This window comes from Micromonospora sp. NPDC051196, from assembly GCF_040682415.1.
Classification (GTDB): Bacteria; Actinomycetota; Actinomycetes; order Mycobacteriales; family Micromonosporaceae; genus Micromonospora.
This window is the reverse complement of sequence record NZ_JBFBAY010000010.1, coordinates 155,376-177,999: the sequence shown is the minus strand read 5'-3', so window position 1 is coordinate 177,999 and position 22,624 is coordinate 155,376. Positions and strand designations below refer to the sequence as shown.

Annotated in this window: 25 protein-coding genes and 1 tRNA gene; 22 read left to right on the top strand and 4 right to left on the bottom strand. The window is 71.0% G+C overall.

Annotated features, from left to right (window positions below; genetic code table 11):
- Nucleotides 1-269 precede the first annotated feature (269 nt).
- From AB0M35_RS20255 to AB0M35_RS20215, 9 genes are all read left to right on the top strand, one after another.
- Nucleotides 270-857: a hypothetical protein gene (locus tag AB0M35_RS20255; protein WP_363747090.1), complete on the top strand. Its 588-nt coding sequence runs from the start codon at nt 270-272 to the stop codon at nt 855-857.
- A gap of 501 nt (nt 858-1,358) precedes the next feature.
- The gene (gene fdh, locus AB0M35_RS20250; protein WP_363747089.1) at nt 1,359-4,643 is read left to right on the top strand and encodes a formate dehydrogenase; all 3,285 of its coding nucleotides are present in this window, start codon (nt 1,359-1,361) and stop codon (nt 4,641-4,643) included.
- Complete coding sequence (locus AB0M35_RS20245; RefSeq protein WP_363747088.1) at nt 4,643-5,560, top strand: 4Fe-4S dicluster domain-containing protein; 918 nt, start codon at nt 4,643-4,645, stop codon at nt 5,558-5,560. Before fdh ends, AB0M35_RS20245 begins: the two co-directional genes overlap by 1 nt.
- Nucleotides 5,557-6,576 (top strand): NrfD/PsrC family molybdoenzyme membrane anchor subunit, encoded by a 1,020-nt coding sequence (nrfD, locus tag AB0M35_RS20240; protein ID WP_363747087.1) that lies wholly within the window; start codon nt 5,557-5,559, stop codon nt 6,574-6,576. The genes AB0M35_RS20245 and nrfD overlap by 4 nt, the downstream gene beginning before the upstream one ends.
- A 93-nt stretch (nt 6,577-6,669) precedes the next feature.
- Nucleotides 6,670-6,765: transfer RNA gene (locus AB0M35_RS20235), tRNA-Sec, on the top strand.
- Nucleotides 6,766-6,787: 22 nt separating this feature from the next.
- Entirely contained in the window at nt 6,788-8,092 is a 1,305-nt protein-coding gene (gene selA, locus AB0M35_RS20230; RefSeq protein WP_363747086.1) for an L-seryl-tRNA(Sec) selenium transferase, read from the top strand.
- A 2-nt stretch (nt 8,093-8,094) separates the two neighbouring features.
- Complete coding sequence (selB, locus tag AB0M35_RS20225; protein WP_363747085.1) at nt 8,095-9,870, top strand: selenocysteine-specific translation elongation factor; 1,776 nt, start codon at nt 8,095-8,097, stop codon at nt 9,868-9,870.
- 63 nt (nt 9,871-9,933) lie between these two features.
- Nucleotides 9,934-10,131 carry a hypothetical protein gene (locus tag AB0M35_RS20220; protein ID WP_363747084.1) on the top strand — a complete coding sequence of 66 codons (198 nt, stop codon included), beginning with the start codon at nt 9,934-9,936 and terminating at the stop codon, nt 10,129-10,131.
- 74 nt (nt 10,132-10,205) lie between these two features.
- Nucleotides 10,206-10,391, top strand: coding sequence for a hypothetical protein (locus AB0M35_RS20215; RefSeq protein ID WP_363747195.1), 186 nt, complete (start codon nt 10,206-10,208; stop codon nt 10,389-10,391).
- A gap of 34 nt (nt 10,392-10,425) precedes the next feature.
- On the opposite strand, the gene AB0M35_RS20210 is transcribed toward AB0M35_RS20215, so the two are convergent.
- Nucleotides 10,426-11,073 carry a hypothetical protein gene (locus AB0M35_RS20210; RefSeq protein WP_363747083.1) on the bottom strand — a complete coding sequence of 216 codons (648 nt, stop codon included), beginning with the start codon at nt 11,071-11,073 and terminating at the stop codon, nt 10,426-10,428.
- A gap of 140 nt (nt 11,074-11,213) precedes the next feature.
- On the opposite strand from AB0M35_RS20210, the gene AB0M35_RS20205 reads away from it, so the two are divergent.
- Nucleotides 11,214-11,417: a hypothetical protein gene (locus AB0M35_RS20205; RefSeq protein WP_363747082.1), complete on the top strand. Its 204-nt coding sequence runs from the start codon at nt 11,214-11,216 to the stop codon at nt 11,415-11,417.
- Here AB0M35_RS20205 and AB0M35_RS20200 read toward each other — a convergent pair.
- From AB0M35_RS20200 to AB0M35_RS20190, 3 genes are all read right to left on the bottom strand, one after another.
- Nucleotides 11,414-11,887, bottom strand: a complete 474-nt coding sequence (locus AB0M35_RS20200; protein WP_363747081.1) for a hypothetical protein — start codon at nt 11,885-11,887, stop codon at nt 11,414-11,416. The two genes, AB0M35_RS20205 and AB0M35_RS20200, sit on opposite strands and share 4 nt — an antisense overlap.
- On the bottom strand, nt 11,884-12,096 hold the full coding sequence (locus AB0M35_RS20195) for a phosphatidylethanolamine-binding protein (RefSeq protein ID WP_363747080.1): 213 nt from the start codon (nt 12,094-12,096) through the stop codon (nt 11,884-11,886). Before AB0M35_RS20195 ends, AB0M35_RS20200 begins: the two co-directional genes overlap by 4 nt.
- 78 nt (nt 12,097-12,174) lie before the next feature.
- A complete protein-coding gene (locus tag AB0M35_RS20190; RefSeq protein WP_363747192.1) occupies nt 12,175-13,053 on the bottom strand; it encodes a universal stress protein in 879 nt (292 codons plus the stop codon).
- A gap of 137 nt (nt 13,054-13,190) precedes the next feature.
- Between AB0M35_RS20190 and AB0M35_RS20185 the strand changes: the two genes are divergently transcribed.
- From AB0M35_RS20185 to AB0M35_RS20130, 12 genes are all read left to right on the top strand, one after another.
- Nucleotides 13,191-13,937, top strand: a complete 747-nt coding sequence (locus AB0M35_RS20185; RefSeq protein ID WP_363747079.1) for an SAM-dependent methyltransferase — start codon at nt 13,191-13,193, stop codon at nt 13,935-13,937.
- A gap of 63 nt (nt 13,938-14,000) precedes the next feature.
- Nucleotides 14,001-15,179 (top strand): PP2C family protein-serine/threonine phosphatase, encoded by a 1,179-nt coding sequence (locus AB0M35_RS20180; RefSeq protein WP_363747078.1) that lies wholly within the window; start codon nt 14,001-14,003, stop codon nt 15,177-15,179.
- A 318-nt stretch (nt 15,180-15,497) separates the two neighbouring features.
- Nucleotides 15,498-16,124, top strand: a complete 627-nt coding sequence (locus AB0M35_RS20175; RefSeq protein WP_363747077.1) for a CDP-alcohol phosphatidyltransferase family protein — start codon at nt 15,498-15,500, stop codon at nt 16,122-16,124.
- Nucleotides 16,121-17,047 (top strand): DUF881 domain-containing protein, encoded by a 927-nt coding sequence (locus AB0M35_RS20170; RefSeq protein WP_363747076.1) that lies wholly within the window; start codon nt 16,121-16,123, stop codon nt 17,045-17,047. Before AB0M35_RS20175 ends, AB0M35_RS20170 begins: the two co-directional genes overlap by 4 nt.
- Nucleotides 17,044-17,376 (top strand): small basic family protein, encoded by a 333-nt coding sequence (locus AB0M35_RS20165; RefSeq protein ID WP_013733919.1) that lies wholly within the window; start codon nt 17,044-17,046, stop codon nt 17,374-17,376. Before AB0M35_RS20170 ends, AB0M35_RS20165 begins: the two co-directional genes overlap by 4 nt.
- Nucleotides 17,377-17,385: 9 nt before the next feature.
- Nucleotides 17,386-18,309, top strand: coding sequence for a DUF881 domain-containing protein (locus AB0M35_RS20160; RefSeq protein ID WP_363747075.1), 924 nt, complete (start codon nt 17,386-17,388; stop codon nt 18,307-18,309).
- Nucleotides 18,310-18,359: 50 nt separating this feature from the next.
- A complete protein-coding gene (gcvH, locus tag AB0M35_RS20155; protein WP_363747074.1) occupies nt 18,360-18,740 on the top strand; it encodes a glycine cleavage system protein GcvH in 381 nt (126 codons plus the stop codon).
- 217 nt (nt 18,741-18,957) lie between these two features.
- Entirely contained in the window at nt 18,958-19,410 is a 453-nt protein-coding gene (locus AB0M35_RS20150) for an FHA domain-containing protein (RefSeq protein WP_013733916.1), read from the top strand.
- Nucleotides 19,411-19,460: 50 nt separating this feature from the next.
- On the top strand, nt 19,461-20,156 hold the full coding sequence (locus tag AB0M35_RS20145; protein WP_363747191.1) for a MerR family transcriptional regulator: 696 nt from the start codon (nt 19,461-19,463) through the stop codon (nt 20,154-20,156).
- A 175-nt stretch (nt 20,157-20,331) separates the two neighbouring features.
- Nucleotides 20,332-20,796: a bifunctional nuclease family protein gene (locus AB0M35_RS20140; RefSeq protein WP_363747073.1), complete on the top strand. Its 465-nt coding sequence runs from the start codon at nt 20,332-20,334 to the stop codon at nt 20,794-20,796.
- Nucleotides 20,797-21,005: 209 nt separating this feature from the next.
- Nucleotides 21,006-21,602: a MerR family transcriptional regulator gene (locus AB0M35_RS20135; RefSeq protein WP_363747072.1), complete on the top strand. Its 597-nt coding sequence runs from the start codon at nt 21,006-21,008 to the stop codon at nt 21,600-21,602.
- 67 nt (nt 21,603-21,669) lie between these two features.
- On the top strand, nt 21,670-22,554 hold the full coding sequence (locus tag AB0M35_RS20130; RefSeq protein WP_363747071.1) for an NAD-dependent protein deacetylase: 885 nt from the start codon (nt 21,670-21,672) through the stop codon (nt 22,552-22,554).
- Nucleotides 22,555-22,624: the final 70 nt, after the last annotated feature.

Here is a 22,624-nt window from a genome sequence, read left to right as displayed (position 1 = left end):
GGCCCCCATGGTCCCGGACCCAGACGCCCGGGCCGATAGGGGCCAGGGCTCTGAGCCTCAGGGTCCGAGCCGACCAGATCCCCCGGGAATGATGGTGGGTGGTCGGTCGTTGTACATGGTCCCGGCGCCGCGAAGGCCCCCCGGCCTTGCAGGCCAGCCGGTGATCTTCCCCCTTTGTCCTTGTGGCGCCTGACGGCGTTTGCACACACACCTGTGTTCGTTTTCCCCCCTTTTGGTGGTGTGTGTCTACCCCCGAATGGAGCTTGGTCATGAACTCGAAGCTGCTGCGTAAGAGTGTTCTGGGTATTGCTGGTCTGGCTTTCGCCGGTGGCGTGTTCGCCGGCCCCGTGGCCGCCCAGGCCGACGCCGCGCCGGTGAAGGCGGGCCCTGTGGCCGTGCAGGCTGGTAAGCCGGACACGAGCAAGTTGATCCCGCATGGTGTGCAGGGTGCCCAGTCGCGCATCGATCTGAACGATGAGCAGGTGGCGAACACGAAGGCGATCATCGCGGCGACGAAGAAGGCCGGTATGGACGAGCGTGCCGCCGTCGTGTCCATCGCCACCGCGTTGCAGGAGTCGAAGCTGGAGAACCTGGGTCACCTCGGTGACCGTAACGACCACGACTCGCAGGGTCTGTTCCAGCAGCGTCCGTCCAGTGGTTGGGGCACGGTCGAGCAGATCACCGACCCGGAGTACTCCACCACCGCGTTCCTGAAGGGTTTGAAGCAGGTTGACGGTTGGCAGGACATGCCGCTGACCAAGGCCGCCCAGACCGTCCAGGTGTCGGCCTACCCGGACCACTACGCCCAGTGGGAGCAGCAGGCCGCCGACCTGGTCACCAAGTACTGGAACAGCTGACCGCAGACATTCCTCCACAGGGGGAGCAAGAAGAGAAGGCTGTTGGCCGGCACCCGCAACCCGGGTGCCGGCCAACAGCGCATGAACCCGACAACGAGCACCCGAGATCGCTCCGATCGAGGGCACCCGCCAGCCCTTCAGCGACCGTTAAGAAGGGGCCCTTCCTCTACCGCAGGCGTTAACAAGGGCCCCTTCCTTACACCCCCAACCGGAAGGGGGAGTGAGAGGGCGGCGAGTGGGAACAAGGAGGGGCGTGGGTCGGTTGTACCGAGCGTCGGTGTGATCCAGTGTCCCCGGGCCTCACCTAATTTGCCTTCGCGGAATACCGTCCGGCTGGAGCCGCGTCGCGCCACTCGCCGAGAGGCGACCTGCACACCGACACCCACGCGCCGCCCCCGGTCCCGACAACGGGCCGGGGGCGGTGTGGTGTTTCCCGGTTCTGCCGGGCCGGGTGTCCGTCCGCGTTCGGCTGCCCTAAGGTCAGGGACGGAGGTGACGAGCGTGGGTCTGCGGGACGTGTTGCTGGGCTGGCCGGTCTACCGGCAGCTCACTGGCACCGATCCGCTGGGTCGGGGCGCGGCGGCGCAGTCCGCCCGTTCGGCCGGGCTCACCGCCCGCACCGAGGACGCCGACCGGGTGGCCCGCTCCGTCTGCCCGTACTGTGCGGTCGGTTGTGGTCAGCGGGTCTACGTCTCCGACAACCAGGTGACCCAGATCGAGGGCGACCCGGACAGCCCCATCTCCCGTGGTCGGCTCTGCCCGAAGGGTTCGGCGAGCAAGAGTCTGGTGACCAGTCCGCTGCGGCAGACGACGGTGCGCTACCGCAGGCCGTACGCCACCGAGTGGGAGGACCTGGACCTCGACACGGCGCTGGACATGATCGCCGACCGGATTCTCGCGGCGCGTGCCGAGACCTGGGAGGACGTCGACGCCGAGGGTCGCCCGCTGAACCGTACGTTGGGCATCTCCAGCCTCGGCGGGGCGACGCTGGACAACGAGGAGAACTACCTCATCAAGAAGTTGTTCACCGCGATGGGGGCACTCCAGATCGAGAACCAGGCGCGTATTTGACACTCCGCCACCGTCCCCGGTCTGGGGGCCAGCTTCGGTCGCGGCGGCGCGACGGTTTTCCAACAGGACGTGGCGAACGCTGACGTCATCGTCATCCAGGGGTCGAACATGGCCGAGGCCCACCCGGTGGGCTTCCAGTGGGTGATGGAGGCGCGTAAGCGTGGGGCGAAGGTGTTCCATGTCGATCCCCGGTTCACCCGGACCAGCGCGTCGGCTGACACGTACCTGCCGATCCGGGCGGGCACCGACATCGCGCTGCTCGGCGGGGTGGTCAACTACATCCTGACCAACGAGTTGGACTTCCGGGAGTACGTGTTGGCGTACACCAACGCGGCGACGATCGTCAGCGACGACTACGTCGACGCCGAGGACGCCGACGGTCTGTTCTCCGGGTTCGATCCGGCGACCGGTGCCTACGTGCAGGACAGCTGGCAGTACGCCGGGCACGAGCGGGATTCGGGCAGCGGTCACACGGCGATGGACCGGGAGACCGCCGCCGGGCTGCGGCACGAGTCGCACGGCGCGCCGATCTCCGGGCAGGTCGAGCGGGACGAGACGCTGCAGCATCCGCGCTGCGTCTACCAGATCCTCAAGCGGCACTTCGCCCGCTACACCCCGGAAATGGTGGAGCGGGTCTGTGGTCTGCCGCAGGAGAAGTTCCTGGAGTTGGCCCGCGCCTGGACGCAGAACTCGGGCCGGGAACGGACCGGTTGCCTGATCTACTCGGTGGGCTGGACGCAGCACAGCGTCGGGGTGCAGTACATCCGTACCGGCGCGATCATCCAGTTGTTGCTGGGTAACGTGGGTCGCCCCGGTGGTGGGGTGTTGGCGTTGCGTGGGCATGCCAGCATCCAGGGTTCCACCGACATCCCCACCCTGTTCAACCTGCTGCCCGGCTATCTGCCGATGCCGCACCACGCGCAGCATCCGACCTTCGACGACTGGGTGGACGCCATCCGCCATCCCGGCCAGAAGGGTTTCTGGGGCAACGCGCGGGCGTACGCGGCGAGCCTGCTCAAGGCGTACTGGGGGGATGCGGCCACCCCGGACAACGACTTCTGCTACGACTACCTGCCCCGGCTGACCGGTGACCACGGCACCTACCAGCAGGTCCTCGACATGATCGACGGGAAGATCAGGGGGTACTTCCTGCTCGGCCAGAATCCGGCGGTCGGCTCGGCGCACGGTCGGGCGCAGCGGCTCGGCATGGCGAACCTGGACTGGCTGGTGGTCCGGGACCTGTTCATGATCGAGAGCGCGACGTTCTGGCAGCGCGGCCCTGAGGTGGCCACCGGTGAGATCGTGCCGCAGGAGTGTCGGACCGAGGTCTTCTTCCTGCCCGCCGCCTCGCATGTGGAGAAGGAGGGCACCTTCACCCAGACCCAGCGGTTGTTGCAGTGGCGGGAGAAGGCCGTGGACCCGCCCGGCGACGCCCGCTCGGAGTTGTGGTTCTTCTATCACCTGGGGCGCAAGCTGCGGGAGAAGTTGGCCGGGTCGCCGCTGCCGCGCGACCGGGCGCTGCTGGACCTGGCCTGGGACTATCCCACGCACGGTCCGCACGCCGAGCCGGACGCCGAGGCGGTGCTGCGGGAGATCAACGGGTACGACGTGGCCACCGGCCGCCCGCTCGCCAGCTTCGCCGAGGCCCGCGACGACGGTACGACCGCCGTCGGCTGCTGGATCTACGCCGGGGTGTACGCCGACGGGGTGAACCAGGCGGCGCGTCGTCGGCCCGGCCACGAGCAGGACTGGGTGGCCGCCGAGTGGGGTTGGGCGTGGCCGGCGAACCGGCGCATGCTCTACAACCGGGCCTCCGCGGACCCGCAGGGCCGGCCGTGGAGCGAACGCAAACGCTACGTGTGGTGGGACGAGGCGGCGGGCCGGTGGACCGGCCACGACGTGCCGGACTTCGAGGTGACGAAGGCACCGTCGTACCGGCCGCCGGAAGGCGCCTCGGGTCCGGCGGCGTTGGCCGGTGACGACCCGTTCGTGATGCAGTCCGACGGCAAGGGCTGGCTGTTCGCGCCCAGTGGCGTGTTGGACGGGCCGCTGCCCACACACTACGAGCCGGCCGAGTCACCGGTGCGTAATTCGTTCTACGGTCAGCAGGGCAACCCGACCCGCAAGACGTACCGGCATCCGGTGAACTCGATCAATCCGAGTCCGCCGCAGGAACACAGCCAGGTGTTCCCGTACGTGTTCACGGTCAGCCGGTTGACCGAGCATCACACCGCCGGCGGGATGAGTCGTACGGTGGCGCCGTTGGCGGAACTGCAACCGGAGATGTTCGTCGAGGTTTCGCCGGAGTTGGCGGAGTTGGCCGGGTTGACCCACCTGGGTTGGGCGCACCTGGTCAGCGCCCGCGCGGTGATCGAGGCGAAGGTGCTGGTCACCGACCGGCTGGTGCCGTTGCGGGTGGACGGTCGGGTGATCCACCAGCTGTGGTTGCCGTACCACTTCGGGTTCGAGGGGTTGGTCACCGGCGACTCGGCCAACGACCTGTTCGGCATCACCCTGGACCCGAACGTGCTGATCCAGGAAAGCAAGATCGGTACGTGTGACGTGCGCCCGGGCCGCCGACCCACCGGGCCGGCGTTGCTTGAGCTGGTGGACGATTACCGCACCCGGGCCGGCATCGTGGCGGGCAGCGTACCGTCGGCGCTCACCGTCGACGTGCCGGTCGAGCGGCCCGGCGAGGCAGAGGGGGACCGGTGATGGTGGACGGGGACGACCGGTCCGAGCGGCGGGACCCGGCGACGGGTGCCGGTTGGGTCGACGCGCCGCCGCGGATGGGCTTCTTCACCGACACCAGCGTCTGCATCGGCTGCAAGGCGTGCGAGGTGGCCTGCAAGGAGTGGAACGGGGTTCCCACGTCCGGGCTTGACCTGCTCGGCATGTCGTACGACAACACCGGGGCGTTGACCGCGAATTCGTGGCGGCATGTCGCGTTCATCGAACAACCCCGGCCCGCCGGCGATCCGGAGGCCAGCAGCGCGGGCAGCCAGTTCCTCGGGATGCCGGAACCCGGGCCGCCGGGGCGTACCGGTTCCGCCGAGGGGCGCAGCGACTTCCGCTGGCTGATGATGTCGGACGTGTGCAAGCACTGCACCCAAGCGGGCTGCCTGGACGTCTGCCCGACGGGGGCGTTGTTCCGCACCGAGTTCGGCACGGTGGTGGTGCAGGAGGACATCTGCAACGGCTGCGGCTACTGCGTGTCGGCCTGCCCGTACGGGGTCATCGACCGGCGGGTCGACGACGGCCGGGTCTGGAAGTGCACCCTGTGTTACGACCGGATCGGTGCGGGCCTGACGCCGGCCTGCGCGCAGGCCTGCCCCACCGAGTCGATCCAGTACGGTCCCCTCGACGAGTTGCGGGAGCGGGCCGCCACCCGGGTCGCCACGCTGCACGAGCGGGGGGTGCCCGAGGCCCGGCTCTACGGCCACGACCCGGACGACGGGGTCGGCGGTGACGGCGCTTTCTTCCTCCTGCTCGACGAGCCCGAGGTGTACGGTCTGCCACCGGATCCGCAGGTCCCCACCCGCGACCTGCCGAATATGTGGAAACGGGCGGGGGTGGCCGCGTTGGCCATGGCGGCGGGTGCGGTCGTCGCGTTCCTCGGAGGGAAACGGTGAGCAGTCAGCGACCGCCGGTGGGCGAGCGGTTCCGCCGCTTCCGGGACCGCCGAGACGCCGGATTGACGGTCCCGCCGGCCGAGTTCACCTCGTACTACGGTCGGCCGATCCTCAAACCGCCGGTGTGGACCTGGGAGATCGCCGCCTACCTGTTCACCGGTGGCCTGGCCGCCGGTTCGTCGTTGCTGGCCGCCGGTGGGCAGCTGACCGGCCGTCCGGCGGTGCGGCGGGCCGGTCGGGTCGCCGCCCTGGCCGCGGTCACCGCCAGCACTGGGCTGCTGGTCAAGGACCTGGGTCGACCGGAGCGGTTCCATCACATGCTGCGGGTGGCCAAGCCGACCTCCCCGATGTCGGTGGGCACCTGGATCCTCGCCGCCTACGGTCCGGCCGCCGGGCTGGCCGCCATCGCCGAGGTGGCACCCCTGTTGCCGCGGCGGGGTCCGCTGGGGCTGGCCCGTCGGGTGTTGCCGCCGGTGGGGCGGGTCGCCGGGCTGGCGGCGGCGGCGACCGCGCCGGCCCTGGGCACGTACACGGGGGTGCTGCTGGCCGACACCGCCGTACCGTCGTGGCATGAGGCGTACCCCCATCTGCCGTTGGTCTTCGCCGGCAGCGCGTTGGCCAGCGGCGCCGGGGTGGGTTTGATCGCTGTGCCGCCGGCCCAGGCGGGCCCGGCGCGGCGGATGGCGGTGGTCGGTGCCGCCTTGGAGTTGTACGGCGCACATCAGCTGGAGAGCCGTCTCGGGCTGCTCAGCGAGCCGTACCGGACCGGTCGGGCCGGCTGGCTGTTGCGGGCCGGACGGGCGTTGACCGCCGCCGGGGTGGCCGGTGCGGTGCTGGCCGGGCGGAACCGGAGCGTGGCCGTGCTCTCCGGTGCGGCGTTGCTGGCCGCGTCGGTGGCCACCCGGTTCGGGGTCTTCCGCGCCGGTGTCGCCTCCGCCCGCGATCCCCGGTACACGGTGCTGCCGCAGCGCGAGCGCCTTGAGCGGCGACGCGCCGGCGAGACACCGCAGCGGTAGGAGCGTCCCCCGACGGCTCAGGTCGCGCCCGGACCGGTGGCGTTCGGCCACCTCCCGGTGTCGCCTCCACCGTGCTGTGATCAAATGCTCGGTGGAGGCGTTCAGGTGGCTGGTGCCCCTCCCGGTCTTCAAAACCGGTGTGGTCCGGGACCCGGGCCAGGCGGGTTCGATTCCCGTCCGTCTCCGCCAATGCTAGCGAGGAGATGACCCGATGGGCGACGGTCGCGCCGACCCGCGGCGCCGGGTGCCGCGTACCGATGCGCTGTTGGCCGAGCCACGGCTGGCCGCTGCCGCCGTCAAGCTGGGCCGGGACCGGGTCAAGGCCGCCGTCCGGCAGGCCCAGGACCGGGCCCGCCGTGGGGAGATCGCCCCCGATCAGGTACGCGACGCGGCGCTGGCCGCGTTGCCGCCGGCCGCGCCGCGGGCCGTGCTCAACGCCACCGGGGTGCTGCTGCACACCAACCTGGGGCGCGCCGCGCTGTCCGACGCGGCGGTGGCCGCGGTGGTGGCCGCCGCCGGGCACACCGACGTCGAACTGGACCTGGACACCGGGCGGCGGGCCCGCCGTGGACGTGACGCGCTGGACGCTCTCGCCGCCGCCGTGCCGCAGGCCGAGGCGGTGCACGTGGTCAACAACGGTGCCGCCGCGCTGCTCCTGGCCGCCACCGCGTTGGCCGCCGACGCGGAGATCGTGGTCAGCCGAGGTGAACTGGTGGAGATCGGCGACGGGTTCCGGCTGCCCGACCTGATCGTCAGCACCGGGGCCCGGCTGCGGGAGGTCGGTACCACCAACCGGACCACCCTGGCCGACTACGCGGCGGCGATCGGCCCGGACACCGGGTTCGTGCTCAAGGTGCACCCGTCCAACTTCCAGGTCAGTGGCTTCACCTCGGCCGTGCCGGTACGGCCGTTGGCCGGGCTCGGTGTGCCGGTCGTCGTCGACATCGGCTCCGGGCTGCTCACGCCGGAACCGTCGCTGCCCGACGAGCCGGACGCGGCGAGCACCTTGCGGGCCGGTGCGGCGCTGGTCACCGCGAGCGGCGACAAACTGCTCGGCGGTCCGCAGGCCGGGCTGCTGCTCGGTCGCGCCGGGCTCGTCGAGCAGTTGCGCCGCCATCCGCTGGCCCGGGCGTTGCGGGTGGACAAACTGACCATGGCCGCGCTGGCGGCCACGCTCGGTGATCCGGCCACACCCACCCGCTGCGCGTTGCACACCGACCCGGCGGGTTTGCGGGAGCGGACCGAGCGGCTGCGGGACGTGCTCGCCGCCGACGGCCACAAGGTGGAGGTGGTGCCGTCCGTGGCGGTCGTCGGCGGTGGTGGTGCCCCCGGGGTGGAACTGGACTCGTGGGCGTTGAGCCTGCCGGAGCGCTACGCCCGTCCGCTGCGCACCGGCGAGCCACCGGTGCTCGGCCGCGTCGCGCACGGGCGACTGCTGCTGGATCTGCGTTGCGTGCCGCAGCACGCCGACGACGCCGTACGCGCTGCCGTGCTGGCCGTGCCCGGAGACGACTGAGCATGCTGGTGGTGGCCACCGCCGGGCACGTCGACCACGGCAAGTCCACGCTGGTGCGGGCGTTGACCGGGATGGAGCCCGACCGGTGGGCCGAGGAGCGTCGCCGGGGCATGACCATCGACCTCGGATTCGCCTGGACGACGCTGCCCTCCGGTGTCACCGTCGCGTTCGTCGACGTGCCCGGGCACGAACGGTTCGTGCCGAACATGCTCGCCGGCGTCGGGCCGGTACCCGCCGCCGTGGTGGTGGTCGCCGCCGACGAGGGGTGGATGCCGCAGTCGGCCGAGCATCTGGCCGCGTTGGACGCGCTCGGGGTCGCGTACGGGCTGCTGGTGGTGACCCGCGCGGACCTGGCCGACCCGGGGCCTGTCCTGCGACAGGCCCGCGCCCAGCTGGCGGCGACCTCGCTGCGTGGTGTGGAAGCGGTCGCGGTCAGCGCCGTCACCGGTGCCGGGCTGCCCGAGTTGCGGGCCGCGCTGGACCGGCTGGCCGCCCGACTGCCGACCCCCTCGACCGAGGGTGCGGTACGGCTGTGGGTCGACCGCAGCTTCACCGTGCGCGGCAGCGGCACCGTGGTCACCGGCACCCTCGGTGCCGGGCAGCTGCGGGTCGGCACCGAACTGGTGCTGGCCAGCAGTGGCGAACCGGTCCGGGTGCGAGGTCTGCACCGCCTCGGTCAGCCGTGCCAGCAGGTGGGCCCGGTCGCCCGGGTGGCGGTCAACCTGCGTGGCATCGCCCGCGATCGGATCGCCCGTGGCGACGCCCTGCTCACTGCGGGCCGGTTCGGTATGACCGATCTGGTCGACGTGCAGCTGGTCGGCGATCCGGCGGCCGACCTGCCGGCGAGTCTGACCCTGCACGTCGGTTCGGCGGCGCTGCCGGTACGGGTACGCCCCTTGGGGCCGGACACGGTCCGGCTGCGGCTGGTCCGGCCGTTGCCGTTGCTCGTCGGTGACCGGGCGTTGCTGCGTGATCCCGGTCGGCACCACGTGGCCGGTGGGGTCACCGTGCTGGACGTCGCCCCGCCGCCGCTGCGCCGCCGTGGTGCCGCGGCGGCCCGCGCGGCGGTCCTGGCGAGCATGGACGGGCGGGCGGACCTGGCTGGCGAGTTGCGCCGTCGGGGCCTGGTGCGCGCCGATGACCTGCGTCGGGCAGGTGTTCCGGTGAGCGTGTCACCGGTGTGCGGGGACTGGTTGGCCGATCCGGAGCACTGGCGACAGCTGGGCGGTCGGCTGGTCGACGCGGTCGCCGAGCACGCCCGGACGCATCCGCTGGAGCCGGGGGCACCGGTGGAGGTGTTGCGTCAGCGTCTCGACCTGCCGGACCGGGCTCTGGTGGAGGCGTTGGTGCGGCCGCCGCTGCGGTTGGTCGCCGGGCGGGTCGGCCGGGCCGACGCCGATGCGTTGCCCGAGCCGGTGGCCCGCGCGTTGGCCCTGCTGGGCGAGGAGTTGACGGCCCGACCGTTCCGCGCCCCCGAAGCCGACCGGCTCGCCGCCGTCGGGTTGGGTACGCGGGAGATCGGCGCCGCGGTGCGCGCCGGTGTGCTGCTGCGGCTCACCGGCAACGTGCTGCTGCCCTCGGGTGCACCGCAGCAGGCCGTGCGGGTGCTGGCTGCGTTGCCTCAACCGTTCACGCTCAGCTCGGCCCGGCAGGCCCTGGACACCACCCGCCGGGTGGCGGTGCCGCTGTTGGAGTTGCTGGACCGGCAGGGCAGTACCCGCCGGTTGCCGGACGACACCCGCATGGTGCTGCTGCCACGGGGTGAGGCGAGCCCGTGACGGTCGAGCCCGGTTGGTGGCATCCCTCGACGGGCGGGCCGTTTCAGCGCTTACCGTGACGGGATGGACCCGAGCGCGGTCTGGCGGGACCGGCAGCACCGGTGGCGCATCGAGGCGTACCGGGCTCCGGATCTGCGGTTCGCCATCTTCGCCACCAACGGCACCACCGAGTCGGCGCCGCTGTGGTTGTTCGGCATGTCGGCGCTGGCCCGCTGGCTGATGAGCCACAAGATCTCGCTTGACGACCTGGAGTCCGACTGACGTCCTTCGCCCGGTCGAGGGATCTGCCACCGTATGCCGGAAACATCTCGGCTTGCAATCGTATGGTGCGAGCTGTGAAGGACCGAGGTATCCGCAAGCTGGTCGCCGTGCTGGCCGGCCTGGCGGTGATCTACTTCGGCACCACCGGCCGGTCCCCGGAGGAAGGCGGCGGGCTCTCCGGCGGGCTGGTGGTGCTGGCGTTGCTCGCGTCGCTGCTGGTGTGGCATCTGACCAAGCCCGGCGGCGACGCGGCCAAATGACAGCCGCCCCGGGGTGGACCGCGCGACTCGCCGTTCAGCCGGTGGCGACGCTGCGGCTGATCTGTCCCGCCGACTCCTCGCCGAGGGCCACCCGCACCAGCGCCGAGGCCAGCCGGCCGAACTCGACCTCGTCGACCAGCCCGGCCAGCCGGTCCGGGGCGGCGGGCAGACCGAGTCGCCTCGCCCCGGCGACCGCGCGCCGGTCGGCGTACGGTCGCAGCTCCGGCCAGACCGTCTGCACCTCGCGCAGGAAGATGTCCGCACCGGTGGGGCCGATCCCGGGGAACTCGATCAGCAGCCGGCGCAGCTGGTCCTGCTCGCCGCCCGCCTGCCGGTGCAGCCGGCGCAGGTCGCCGTGCCAGCGATCCAGGCAGAGTCGGGCGCCGGTGCCGAGCATCGTCGCGGTCCGCTCGTCGTAGCGGCGGTAGTGGCCGCGGCCGAGCGCGTCGACGCGCTGCTGCCAGCTCGCCGCCTCCATCGCCGCCGCGGTGCGGTATCCGGCGGCGAACAGTTCCCGGGCGGCGGCCACCGCCACCTGCGCCCTGATCCGGGTACTGAGCAGCGTCACCAGCACCAGCAACTGGTACAGCGGTGCGGGCCGGTCGGCGAGGGAGATCCCCGCCTCCTCGGCGTACGTGCGGCGGGTCAGCAGGGCCCGCGCGACAGCCCGTTGGTCACCCATCGTCGTGCAGTACCCGCTGTGCGGGTGAGCAGTCCCGGGTCGAGGTGCCCGGTGCGGAATGGCGCCGACGGCGGCGGGTAAGCCGGCTCGTGGACGTGGTCGACTGCCGCGTCCCGCCACCCTCGCGAAGGGAGACGACCGTGACGAACCCGCAGCAGCAGGAGTTCCGTCGCAACGCCCTGGGCGGCACGAGCCAGGACAACAAGGGACCTGGCCCGGCCGGCCATCCGCGTAACCGTGGCACCTCCCGGGCGGATGCCGGGCGCCCGGTTCCCCGTGGACAGGTGTCGCCGTACGGGCCGACCGGGCAGCCGGTGGCCGAGGACGAGAGCGACCGGGACTAACCTCCGGTCGTCGACGGCCGCAGCCGGTTCCAGGTGGCTGCGGCCGTCAGCCCGTACGCGATGTGCGGGAGCAGGTCGGCGAGCCAGTCGGTGCGCCGCCAGGTGCGCGGGTCGGTGACGCCGAGCAGGGTCAACGACCCGTCGGACAGCGTCATCGCCCCGCCACCGAGCAGCGCGGCGGCCCGCAGGACCGGCTGCCGCCGGCCCCGGGTCAAGGCCGCGAAGCCGACGGCGGCGGCCACACCGAGCCCGTAACCCATCAGCGCGCCGAGACCGGAGCGGCGGTTGGCCGCCCGATCTGCCGATCCCAGGTCCAGGTGCGTCACGTCGGCCACCCGCCCGGCGCTCTCCTGCGGGCTCTGGCTGGCCGGGCGGGCCCGCACCACCATGTCCAGGTAGGTGGCGACGTTGAGGGCCGTGCTGCCGACCGCTCCGGCGATCAGCCCGTCGGCCAACGCGGCGACCTTCACTTCGGGTCACCTGGTTCACGGTTGCCCTTCGGGCCGTAGGTGCGCTCGCCTCGGGCGATACCGCGCTGACCCCGGTCGCCCTGCAGGATCCGGTTGGCGGCCTCGTCGGCCCGTTCGTCCGCGTTGCCCCGACCGGAGTTGTCGATGGTGTTGCGGAGGCGGGCGCGTTGCTTGTCGTAGGCGTTACTGCCGGGCCTCGGTCCAGGCATCACTGTCTCCTCTGGTGGTCGCCGGTGGCGTACGCGCCCCGTCTACCCGCCTGGACCGGGGCCAACCCCGCCGGTGGCTCAGCCGGGGGCGCGGACGACCGCGACCGGACAGTGGCTGTGGTGCAGCATCGACCGGCTCACCGACCCCAGCAGCAATCCGGTCAGCTCGCCGCGCCCCTGACCCCCCACCACCAACAGTTGCGCCGCGCGCGACGCCTCGGTGAGCACCTTCGGGGCGCGCCCGTGTACCGACTCGCGGCGGATCGGTACGTCCGGGTACCGCTCGGTCAGCCCGGTGACGGACTCGGCGAGTGCCCGCTCCTCCTCGGCCTGTAGCTGCGACTCGTCGTACACCAGGGGTTGCATGTCGCCGGGACCGGTGGAGACGGGGTGCCGGTAGGCGTGGGTGGCCACCACCGTGGCGCCGCGCAGCGCCGCGGTCCGTACCGCGAACTCCACGGCCCGGCGGGACAACTCGGAGCCGTCCACGCCGACCACGATCGGCCCGTCCGGGCGGACGGTACCCCGGGCCACCAGTACCGGACACCGCGCGTGCGCGGCGACGGTCACCGCGACCGAGCCGACCACCAGCGCGGTGAACCCACCCAGTCCACGGTCGCCGAGCACCAGCAGCGCGGCGCCGGTGGCCGCGTCGAGCAGGACTCCGGTCGGCGCGCCGTCGATGATCTCACCGGTGACCCGCAGGTGCGGTGCGGTGGCCTGCGCCTCGTCGACCGCGGCCGTGACGAGCCGTTTCGCCTGGCCGCGCAGCCCGCCGCCGGCCGGGCCGTCGGTGCCCGGGGTGACCGGGGTGTGCAGCGACGGCCAGATGAAGGCGTGCACCACGCGTAGCGGTCGGTGCCAGCGCGCCGCCTCGGCCGCGGCGAGCCGTACCGCGGCGTGCGCGGACTCGGAACCGTCCACGCCGACCACCACCGCCGCCTCGACCGAGTCCACCGTCACCCCCGTCTGCACCTGGCATCGCGACCGGTTTCGGTCAGTATCGCGGGCCGCCGCTGGTCAGCGGGGCGATACCGGCCAGGGGCCCGATGTCGGTACGCTGACCCCGACCGCCGGGGGAGGGAGCGTCGTCGATGGTGGAGCCCGACCAGCCGAGTACGGCACGGATGATCGACTTCTGGCTCGGCGGGGAGCATCACTACCCGGTCGACGTCGCCGCGGCTCGGGCCTTCGAGCAGGCGTACGGGCCGTGTGCGCCGGTTTTCCGGGCGTTGCGGGCCTTCCTCGGCCGGGCGGTACGCGCGATCGCCGCGACCGGTGTGGACAGTTTCCTGGTCTTCGGTGGCGGTGTACCGACGATGGGCAACGTGCACGAGGTCGCCACCGAGGCGACCGTCCTCTACACCGATGTGGATCCGGTCACCATCCGCCTCGGGCAGCGCCTGCTGGCCGGCAGTGACCGGGCGGGCTACGGCTTCGGTGACGCCACCGACATCGGCACGATCGATCCGGCGTTACTGCACCGCTTCGTGCCGGGCTGGGGCCGACGCCCGGTGGGTGTGGTGTTCCTCGGTCTGGCCGCCTTCCTCGACGACGACACGCTCGCCCGCACACTCGACGAGCTGTACGTGGCGACGGCGGCGGGCAGTCACCTGGCGATCGACTTCGACACCGAGGAGCTGGCCGGTCATCCGCAGGCGCTGGCCATGATGGGCCCGGCGTTCCGGATGCGTACGCCTGCGGCGTTCGCGCCGCTGTTGGGGCGGTGGACGCCCACTCCGGAGGGGATCGTCGCGGTGCCGCACTGGCGGCCGGACGGTGCGCCGGAGCAGGTGCCCGACGCCTTCTACGGTGCGGTGGCGGTGCGGTCGGCCGGGTGACCGTGGGCTACCCCGCCTCCGTATGATGCTTGCCCCAGGGCAAGTATTTTTCGGAGGATGGTCATGGCGGATGCGCTCACGGGGGTTTCCCGCGCCCTGCGCGAGGCGCCGCCCGACCGGGTGGTGGAGGCCGCTGACCGGGCCATCCGGTCCGTGCTGGGCGCGTCGGGGACTGCCGTCTTCGTCGCCGACTACCGGATAAACGGTCTGTGGCCGGTGCTGGACTCACGACAGCCGCAGGTCGCGGGTCAGGCCGTGCAGAGCCTGGTCCAGCGGTGCTTCAGCAGTCAGCAGCCGGTACGGGGCAGTGACGCCCAGGGCAGTTGCCGGCTCTACCTGCCGCTGACGGTGTGGGGTGAACGCCTGGGTGTGCTGGTGGTCGAGTTGCCGCAGGAGCCGTCGGAGGAGGTCGCCGCCGGGGCGGCGGACATCGCCGGTGAGGTGGCCATGGCCCTGCGCGCCGCCGACCGGGAGACCGACCGGTATCGGCGGGCCCGCCGCCGGGAGCGGCTGAGCATGGCGGCCGAGTTGCAGTGGGAGTTGCTGCCGGGGCGCAGCATCAGCCACGACGCGTTTCACCTGGCCGGGCAGCTCGAACCGGCGTACACGGTCAGCGGTGACCATTTCGACTGGTCGCTGGACGACAACCGGCTCACCGTGACCGTGCTCAACGGCGACAACATCGGGCTCGCCGCGGCGTTGCTGACCGCGGTGACGGTCAACGCGATGCGCAACGCCCGCCGCTCCGGCGGGGGACTGGTGGAACAGGCCGAACTCGCCTCCGACACGGTCTACTACCAGCATCGCGGGCATCGGCACGTGGCCACGGTGCTGCTCGAACTGGATTGTGTGACCGGTCGGGTGCAGGCGGTCGACGCCGGCTCCCCGCACCTGATGCGGTTGCGTGGCGGCTCGGTCACCCGGTTGGCGCTGGAGCAGCAACTGCCGTTGGGCATGTTCGCCGAGACCCGCTACGACCTCCAGCAGTTCGACCTGGATCCGGGGGACCGACTGTTCGTCGTCTCCGACGGGGTGTGGGGCGCCGACCCGAGCGGCCGGGAGACGTACGGGCAGCGGGCGATGGCCCGGTCGATGCGCGCCACTCGTCTGCAGCCGCCGAGCGAGGCGGTCGGTACGGTCATGCGCGAGTTGCAGGCCTTCCACGCCGACGCCGACCTGCGGGACGACGCGGTGGTGGTGTGCCTGGACTGGCACGGTGTCGTTGACCGGGCGAGCGGCTGACGGGGCGGGGCCGGTTTGCCGCTGCCCGCCTCGACGACCCGCCGACCATTCATCCTAGGATGCCGTACGCGTGGTGACCACCGTCACAACGACACGAGGCACCGAGCACGCGGCCGCTGCGCAGCGGGAGCCGCACCGGGGCCCGATATAGTGGCAGCGCATTCAGCCGATCCGCGATCATCGACGGCGGACGGCAGGGCCAGGGGAGATCCCGGATCGGGATCGCAGGGGGCGCCGGCGCCAGCCGGCAGGACAGCAGGTACGACTGCCGGCGGACCAGCGGTCCGCGGCGACCGGGCGTGCCGCGAAGGAGGTTCGGTGTCGCGTCGGCCCGCTCGAACGGAGCAACTTCAGGCCGCCGACACCGGTGGAGACCAACGCGTACTGACCGTGCCGAACATGATCAGCTTCGCGCGGTTGGCCGGCGTACCGGTGTTCCTCTACCTGTTCCTCGTCGCCCGCGCGGACGTGGCCGCGGTCGTGGTGCTGACCGTCGGTGGCACCAGCGACTGGGTCGACGGTTGGATCGCCCGCCGGCTGCGCCAGGTCAGTCGCCTCGGCGAGCTGCTCGACCCGCTCGCCGACCGGCTGTACATCCTCGCCGTTCTGATCGCCTTCACCGCCCGGGAAGTGGTGCCCTGGCAGTTCACCGCCGCCCTGCTGGCGCGGGAGTTGCTGCTGCTCGTGTCGCTGCTGGTGCTGCGCCGCTACGGCTACGGCCCGCCACCGGTGCACTACGTCGGTAAGACCGCCACGTTCCTCCTGCTCGCGGCCTTCCCGATTCTGTTGCTGGCCGCGACCGTGTCGGCCACCACCACGGTCGCCGGACCGGTGGGCTGGGCCCTGGCGTGGTGGGGGCTGGTGCTCTACTGGGTGGCCGGGGCGTTCTACGTGATCCAGGCGCGCCAGCTGGTGCGGGCGGTACATGGCCGGGGAGAGGCATGAGCGAGCGCGCGGGTGACGACGAGGGTCGGCGCGGCGTGCGGACCTTCACCCCGGACTTCCTCACCGAGCTGTTCCGTAATCCGCTGGACCCGGGTTACGCCGATGCGGCGGCCGCGCGGGCGAGCAGTGGGCGCAAGGCTCGACCCGGCTGGACGGTAGGGCCGGTCAGCCTGGTGCTGATCGTGCTGCTCGGTTTCCTCTGCGCGGTGGCGTACCGGCAGACCACGGCCGAGGAGCCGGGCCGTGCGCAGGCCCGCTCCGGGCTGGTTGCGCAGATCAAGCAGCGGCAGGCCGACACGGACGTGTTGTCGGCGCGGGCTGAGCAGTTGCGCGAGGAGGTGAGCCGGCAGCGAGAGGCGGCGCTGGGCGGTTCGCAGGCGGCGCGGTTGCGCAACCTGGAGGCCAGTACGGGTCTCGGGCGGGTGCGTGGTGACGGTGTGGTGGTCCGTCTGGCGGACGGGCCGAGTAATCAGGCTTCCCTTGGCGGGGCCGACGTCGGCCCGTCGCAGGTGCTCTACAGCGACCTGCAGGGGGTGGCCAATGATCTGTGGGGTGCCGGGGCGGAGGCGATCGCGATCAATGGGCAGCGGTTGACGGCGACGTCGACGATTCGTAACGCGGGTCAGGCGATCCTGGTGGACTTCCGGCCGGTGACCGGGCCGTACGAGGTGTCGGCGATCGGTCCGGGGTCGATGCGTAAGCGGTACGAGTCCAGTCGTAGTGCGTTGACGATGCGCAAGGTTGCGCAGGACACCGGGTTGTCGTTCGAGGTGCGCGACGCCGATGACCTCACTTTGCCGGCGGCGCCGGAGCCGCGGCTACGCTACGCGGAGCCTGCGGTGAGTCCGAGTGCGTCGCCGTCGGGTGATGACGGGTCGCCCGGCGCGGGTACGTCCCCCAGTCCCTCCGGAGGTGGTCGATGATCGCGGTGCTGGCTCTGCTGGCCGGTGTGGTGCTCGGTCTGTGGTTGGATCCCACGGTGCCGGCGGCGTTGCAGCCGTACCTGCCGATCGCGGTGGTGGCGGCGCTGGACGCGGTGTTCGGTGGGGTCCGGGCGAAGTTGGACCGCATCTTCGATGACAAGCAGTTCGTGGTGTCGTTCATCTCGAATGTGCTGGTGGCCGCGTTGATCGTGTATCTGGGTGACCAGTTGGGTGTGGGTGGGCAGTTGTCCACCGGTGTGGTGGTCGTGTTGGGTGTGCGCATCTTCGGTAACGTGGCGGCGATCCGCCGGCACCTGTTCCGGGCGTAGGTTTGTGGCGTGAGTGACGAGCACACCGAGACGGGTACGGGTTGGCCGCAGCCGGCGGGTCCGGTTCGGCCGGGTGGTCCGGCGGGTGAGCCGGATCCGCGGCCGCAGGCGCCGGATCCGGATGAGCTGAGTCCGTTGTCGCCGCAGGGGCAGCCGGTGGAGGATGATGCGCCGGCTGAGGATGCGGATCCGTCGGCGGCGAGGTCGACTGCGGTGGCGGTAGCGGCGGCGGGTTGGCGACGGTTCGGGTCGGCGACGGTGATGATCAGTGTGTTGCTGGTGTTGCTGGGGTTCACGCTGGCGGTGCAGTTGAAGACCACGTCGACGGATTCGTCGTTGACGGCGGCTCGTCAGGAGGACCTGGTCCGGATTCTGTACGACCTGGAGGCTCGGGACATCCGGTTGCGGCAGGACATCTCGGGGTTGGAGGAGAGTCAGCGGCAGTTGCGTTCGGGTGAGCAGGGGCGTCAGGCGGCGTTGGAGGAGGCGACCCGGCGGGCGGATGAGCTGGGGATCCTGGCGGGTACGTTGCCGGCGCGGGGTCCGGGTCTTGCGGTGCGGTTCCAGGCGGGTGCGAAGCCGATCTCGGCGATCCGGGTGTTGGACGCGGTGCAGGAGTTGCGGGGCGCGGGTGCGGAGGCGATGCAGATCTCCGGTGGTGACCGGGCGTCGGTGCGGATCGTCGCGTCGACGTATTTCCTGGACGGGGAGAACGGGTCGTTGATCGTGGATGGGCGGCCGTTGGCGGGTCCGTTCACGATCACGGTGATCGGTGATCCGGCGACGATGCGTACGGGGTTGAACATTCCTGGTGGGGTGGTGGCGTCGGTGGCGCAGGACGGCGGTAACGTGATCGTTGAGGATCGTGAGGTTGCCGAGGTTTCGGCGCTGCACGTGCCCAGAACGCTGGAACACGCCCGTCCGGTCGGTTAGCCGGTGGGCCGGCATCGGTGGGTCCGGTGTCGCGATGGATGAGGACGCTGGTGATTCCTGAGGATCTGCGTTACACCGCTGAGCACGAGTGGGTGTCGGTCGCTGACGGCGGGGCCGTGCGGGTCGGCATCACCCATTTCGCGCAGGATGCTCTCGGCGACATCGTGTACGTGCAGTTGCCGGAGGCCGGGACGGCGGTTGCGGCCGGTGAGTCGTTGGGTGAGATCGAGTCGACCAAGAGTGTGTCGGAGTTGTACGCCCCGGTCGCCGGGACGGTGTCGGCGCGCAACGAGTTGTTGGCCGACACCCCGGAGGTGATCAACACGGATCCGTACGGGTCGGGTTGGTTGGTGGAGATCACTGCGGCGGATCCGGCGGCGGTCGACGGGCTGCTCACCGCGGACGCGTATCGCGAGTTGACGGAGAGCTGAGCGTTTGCTGTGCCGGCGGGTCGGTTTCTGTGCCGCGCGTCCGGTTGCCCTGTTTTTCGGCGCTGGCTAGGCTCGCCCAGTCGACCGAGAACCCATTTGTTGAGCGTCGCGGACAGCCTTTCGGGGCACGGAGAGCCAGCCGCCGGGTGGATGTACGCCCGGCGGCCAGACCCGCCGTCTCCCGACGCCGACCGAAACAGATCCGTGAGGTGGTCCAATGACTCGCCCAGGCGACGAGTTCCCCCCGCTCGACGTCACGTCGACGCTCAATCTCGGTTCGCTCGAAGAAGCGTTGGAGGGGCCGGACACCGATGTGGTGCCGAGCCGGATGTCGGGTTCGCTGCCGCCGGGGATGGCGCTGCTGGTGGTCCGTCGGGGTCCGAACGCTGGTGCCCGGTTCCTGCTGGATCATGATGTGACGACCAGTGGGCGGCACCCGGACAGTGACATTTTCCTCGACGATGTGACGGTGTCGCGTCGGCATGCGGAGTTCCACCGTGATGGTGGGACGTTCACGGTGCGGGATGTGGGCAGCCTCAACGGCACGTATGTGAACCGGGAGCGGGTCGAGGCGGCGACGTTGACCAACGGTGACGAGGTGCAGATCGGCAAGTTCCGGGTGGTGTTCATCGCCGGTCCGCGCCCTGAGGGCGAGGCCGGCCGGGGGTGAACGAGCCTGCGGCCTCGACGCCGTCCGGGGCGGGTCGCGCCCAGCCGTTGATGAGTATCGGCGAGGTGCTGGCCCAGCTGCGGGTGGATTTTCCCGACGTGACCATTTCGAAGTTGCGGTTTCTTGAGGCTGAGGGCCTGGTGGAGCCGCAGCGGACGGCGGCGGGTTACCGGAAGTACGGCTGGGATGATGTTGCGCGGTTGCGGTTCGTGTTGACCGCGCAGCGGGATCAGTATCTGCCGTTGCGGGTGATTCGTGAGCAGTTGGCGGGGTGGGAGGCTACGGGCGAGGTGCCGGAGCGGTCCCGGCCGGCGTTGGTGGCGGTGGGTCCTGATGGTGAGGTGCCGGGGCGGGGCGCCGGCCACGAGTCGGGTCAGTTGCGGCTTGACCGGTCGGAGTTGGTGTCGCGCAGCGGGATCGACGAGTCGACGTTGGGGGAGTTGGAGCGGCTCGGGCTGGTGGTGTCGGATCCGCCGGGTTGGTACGACGGCGATGCGTTGATCATTGCGCGGGCGGTGGCGGGGCTTTCGGCGTACGGGTTCCAGCCGCGGCATCTGCGGGGTTATCGGACGGCGGCGGATCGGGAGGTCGGTTTGTTCGCGCAGTTGGTGACGCCGTTGGTGCGGCAGAGTGATCCGGCGGCGCGGGCGCGGGCGGCGGAGACGGCGCGGGAGTTGGTGGCGTTGTCCCAGCAGTTGCATGCGGCGCTGGTGCGGGTGGGTTTGCGTTCGACGTTGGGGCGCTGAGGTGGCCGTGTGTGGCCGGATCGGCTGGCCGGGGCGTGGCGTAGGCTTGCGGGGGTAACCCCTCTTCTGGCGCGGTTGTTGGTGCGGGAAGCGCATGGGACGGCCGTGTCGCGGTCCGTGTACCGTGCAGGGAAGGGCGCGGTGCGGCGTAGGTGACAACGACACGGAGGCGGCGGTGCGCGAGCTGAGCGTGGTCGGGGTTCGGGTGGAGCTGCCCAGTAACCAGCCGATCGTCCTGCTCAGGGAGGTCGAGGGGGACCGCTATCTGCCGATCTGGATCGGCGCGGTCGAGGCGACGGCGATCGCTTACGAGCAGCAGGGTGTCAAGCCGGCCCGGCCGTTGACCCACGATCTTCTGCGGGATGTGTTGACGGCGTTGAAGGCGCCGTTGCGGGCGGTGGAGATCACTGAGCTGAAGGAGAACGTGTTCTTCGCTGATCTGTTGATCGGTGACGGGGTGCGGGTTTCGGCGCGGCCCAGTGATTCGATCGCTTTGGCGTTGCGGGTCGGTGCGCCGATTCGTTGTGCCGAGCAGGTCCTCAGTGAGGCGGGGATCGTGATTCCCGACGAGCAGGAGGACGAGGTGGAGAAGTTCCGGGAGTTCCTGGAGCAGGTTCGTCCGGAGGATTTCGCCGGCTAGAGCTGGTGGTCTGTGGGTGTGGTGGGCTGGTTGTCGCAGCTCCACACTGATGGTGACTGTCGGTGATGGTGATGCTCGTCGCTGTCGATGCGCGGCGTGTCGCGATGGTTTCTCCGTGGTAACCCTGGACGGTCGCTATAGGGTTGCCCGTGTCGAGGGGTGCACGTCTCGGAACGACGTGTCACCGCACTGACGGGGAGGTTGTCCGGATGCACGAGCCGCGAGATTCCGATCCGGTTACGGGGTGGGACGAGTCGGGTGGGACGCCCGGGTCGGCAACTGACAGTGACGGTGCGGTGGGGTACCGGGGTGTGACGGCGTGCCACGCGGTGGGCATCAGCTACCGGCAGTTGGACTACTGGGCGCGTACGGCGCTGGTGGTGCCGAGTGTGCGGGACGCGTCGGGTTCGGGTACGCAGCGGTTGTACTCGTTCCGCGACCTGGTGGTGTTGAAGGTCGTGAAGCGGCTGTTGGACGCCGGGGTGTCGTTGCAGAACATCCGTAAGGCGATCGAGGCGTTGCGGTCGCGTGGGGTGGAGGATCTGGCCGGCATCACTCTGATCTCTGACGGAACGACGGTGTACGAGTGTCGGTCTCCGGAGGAGGTGGTCGACCTGTTGCAGGGTGGCCAAGGGGTGTTCGGCATCGCGATCGGTGGTGCGTTCAAGGAGATCCAGGGGTCGTTGTCGCATCTTCCGGCGGAGCCGGCGGCCGGGGTGGTGGATCAGCCGGCCCAGGAGCCTGCGGCGGGGGAGCTGGTGGGCGACGAGTTGGCGGCGCGGCGGGCCCGGCGCCGGGCTGGTTGAGGTTTCCGCTGGTCGGTGCCGCTGTCCGGGGTGCGGCGGGTGGGCGGTTGCTGTCGGCTGAGGCAGCATGGGTCGGGTGCAGGATGTGATCGAGCCGGTCGCGCGTCTGATGGCCGGTGGTGACGTGGTGGTGCTCAGCGGGGCGGGGTTGTCCACCGAGTCGGGGATTCCCGACTATCGGGGGTCCACTGGTGCGGCCCGCCGGCACTCACCGATGACCTATCAGATGTTCGTGGGGGATGCGCAGGCCCGCCGCAGGTACTGGGCGCGTAGCCATCTCGGGTGGCGGCTGATCGCCGGGGCGGCGCCGAACGCCGGGCATCGGGCGGTGGCCCGCCTGGAGCACGCCGGCCTGGTTTCGGCGATCATCACGCAGAATGTCGACGGTCTGCACACGGCGGCGGGCAGCCGGGACGTGGTGGAGTTGCACGGCCGTCTCGACCAGGTGGTTTGCCTGGGGTGTGGGCAGCGTACGAGTCGGTTGGATCTGGATGGGCGGCTGCGTGCGGTGAACCCGGGGTTCGCCGGGCGGGCGGCGGCGATCAACCCGGACGGTGACGTGGAGTTGGGTGCCGCCGAGGTGGCCGGGTTCCGTACCGTCGACTGTCTGGCCTGTGGTGGGCTCCTCAAACCTGATGTGGTGTTCTTCGGTGAGACGGTGCCGGCACAGCGGGTGCGGCGGTGTTTCGCGATGGTGGAGCGGGCGCGTCTGCTGCTGGTGTTGGGGTCTTCGTTGACGGTGTTGTCGGGGCGGCGGTTCGTGCTGCGTGCCGCGCAGCAGGGGCTGCCGGTGGTGATCGTCAACCAGGGGCCGACCCGGGGTGACGGTTACGCCGGGGTGCGGGTGGATGCGCCGTTGGGGCGGGTGTTGCCGGCCCTGGCTGACCGGCTGTTGGGTGTGGGGTCGAGGCCGACCGTGTCGGATGCGGTGGTGCACGCCGCCGACAGTTGACCTCGGCGCGGCCGGATGGCCGGTAACGCCGCCCGTGTGCCAGGCGACGCCTGGGGGTTCGGTGTGGGCC

Coding starts and splice junctions, on each gene's coding strand:
- AB0M35_RS20255 (WP_363747090.1), top strand. CDS start 270: ATGAACTCGAAGCTGCTGCGTAAGAGTGTTCTGGGTATTGCTGGTCTG.
- AB0M35_RS20245 (WP_363747088.1), top strand. CDS start 4,643: ATGGTGGACGGGGACGACCGGTCCGAGCGGCGGGACCCGGCGACGGGT.
- selA (WP_363747086.1), top strand. CDS start 6,788: ATGGGCGACGGTCGCGCCGACCCGCGGCGCCGGGTGCCGCGTACCGAT.
- selB (WP_363747085.1), top strand. CDS start 8,095: ATGCTGGTGGTGGCCACCGCCGGGCACGTCGACCACGGCAAGTCCACG.
- AB0M35_RS20220 (WP_363747084.1), top strand. CDS start 9,934: ATGGACCCGAGCGCGGTCTGGCGGGACCGGCAGCACCGGTGGCGCATC.
- AB0M35_RS20210 (WP_363747083.1), bottom strand. CDS start 11,073: ATGGGTGACCAACGGGCTGTCGCGCGGGCCCTGCTGACCCGCCGCACG.
- AB0M35_RS20195 (WP_363747080.1), bottom strand. CDS start 12,096: ATGCCTGGACCGAGGCCCGGCAGTAACGCCTACGACAAGCAACGCGCC.
- AB0M35_RS20185 (WP_363747079.1), top strand. CDS start 13,191: ATGGTGGAGCCCGACCAGCCGAGTACGGCACGGATGATCGACTTCTGG.
- AB0M35_RS20180 (WP_363747078.1), top strand. CDS start 14,001: ATGGCGGATGCGCTCACGGGGGTTTCCCGCGCCCTGCGCGAGGCGCCG.
- AB0M35_RS20170 (WP_363747076.1), top strand. CDS start 16,121: ATGAGCGAGCGCGCGGGTGACGACGAGGGTCGGCGCGGCGTGCGGACC.
- AB0M35_RS20165 (WP_013733919.1), top strand. CDS start 17,044: ATGATCGCGGTGCTGGCTCTGCTGGCCGGTGTGGTGCTCGGTCTGTGG.
- AB0M35_RS20150 (WP_013733916.1), top strand. CDS start 18,958: ATGACTCGCCCAGGCGACGAGTTCCCCCCGCTCGACGTCACGTCGACG.
- AB0M35_RS20145 (WP_363747191.1), top strand. CDS start 19,461: ATGAGTATCGGCGAGGTGCTGGCCCAGCTGCGGGTGGATTTTCCCGAC.
- AB0M35_RS20135 (WP_363747072.1), top strand. CDS start 21,006: ATGCACGAGCCGCGAGATTCCGATCCGGTTACGGGGTGGGACGAGTCG.
- AB0M35_RS20130 (WP_363747071.1), top strand. CDS start 21,670: ATGGGTCGGGTGCAGGATGTGATCGAGCCGGTCGCGCGTCTGATGGCC.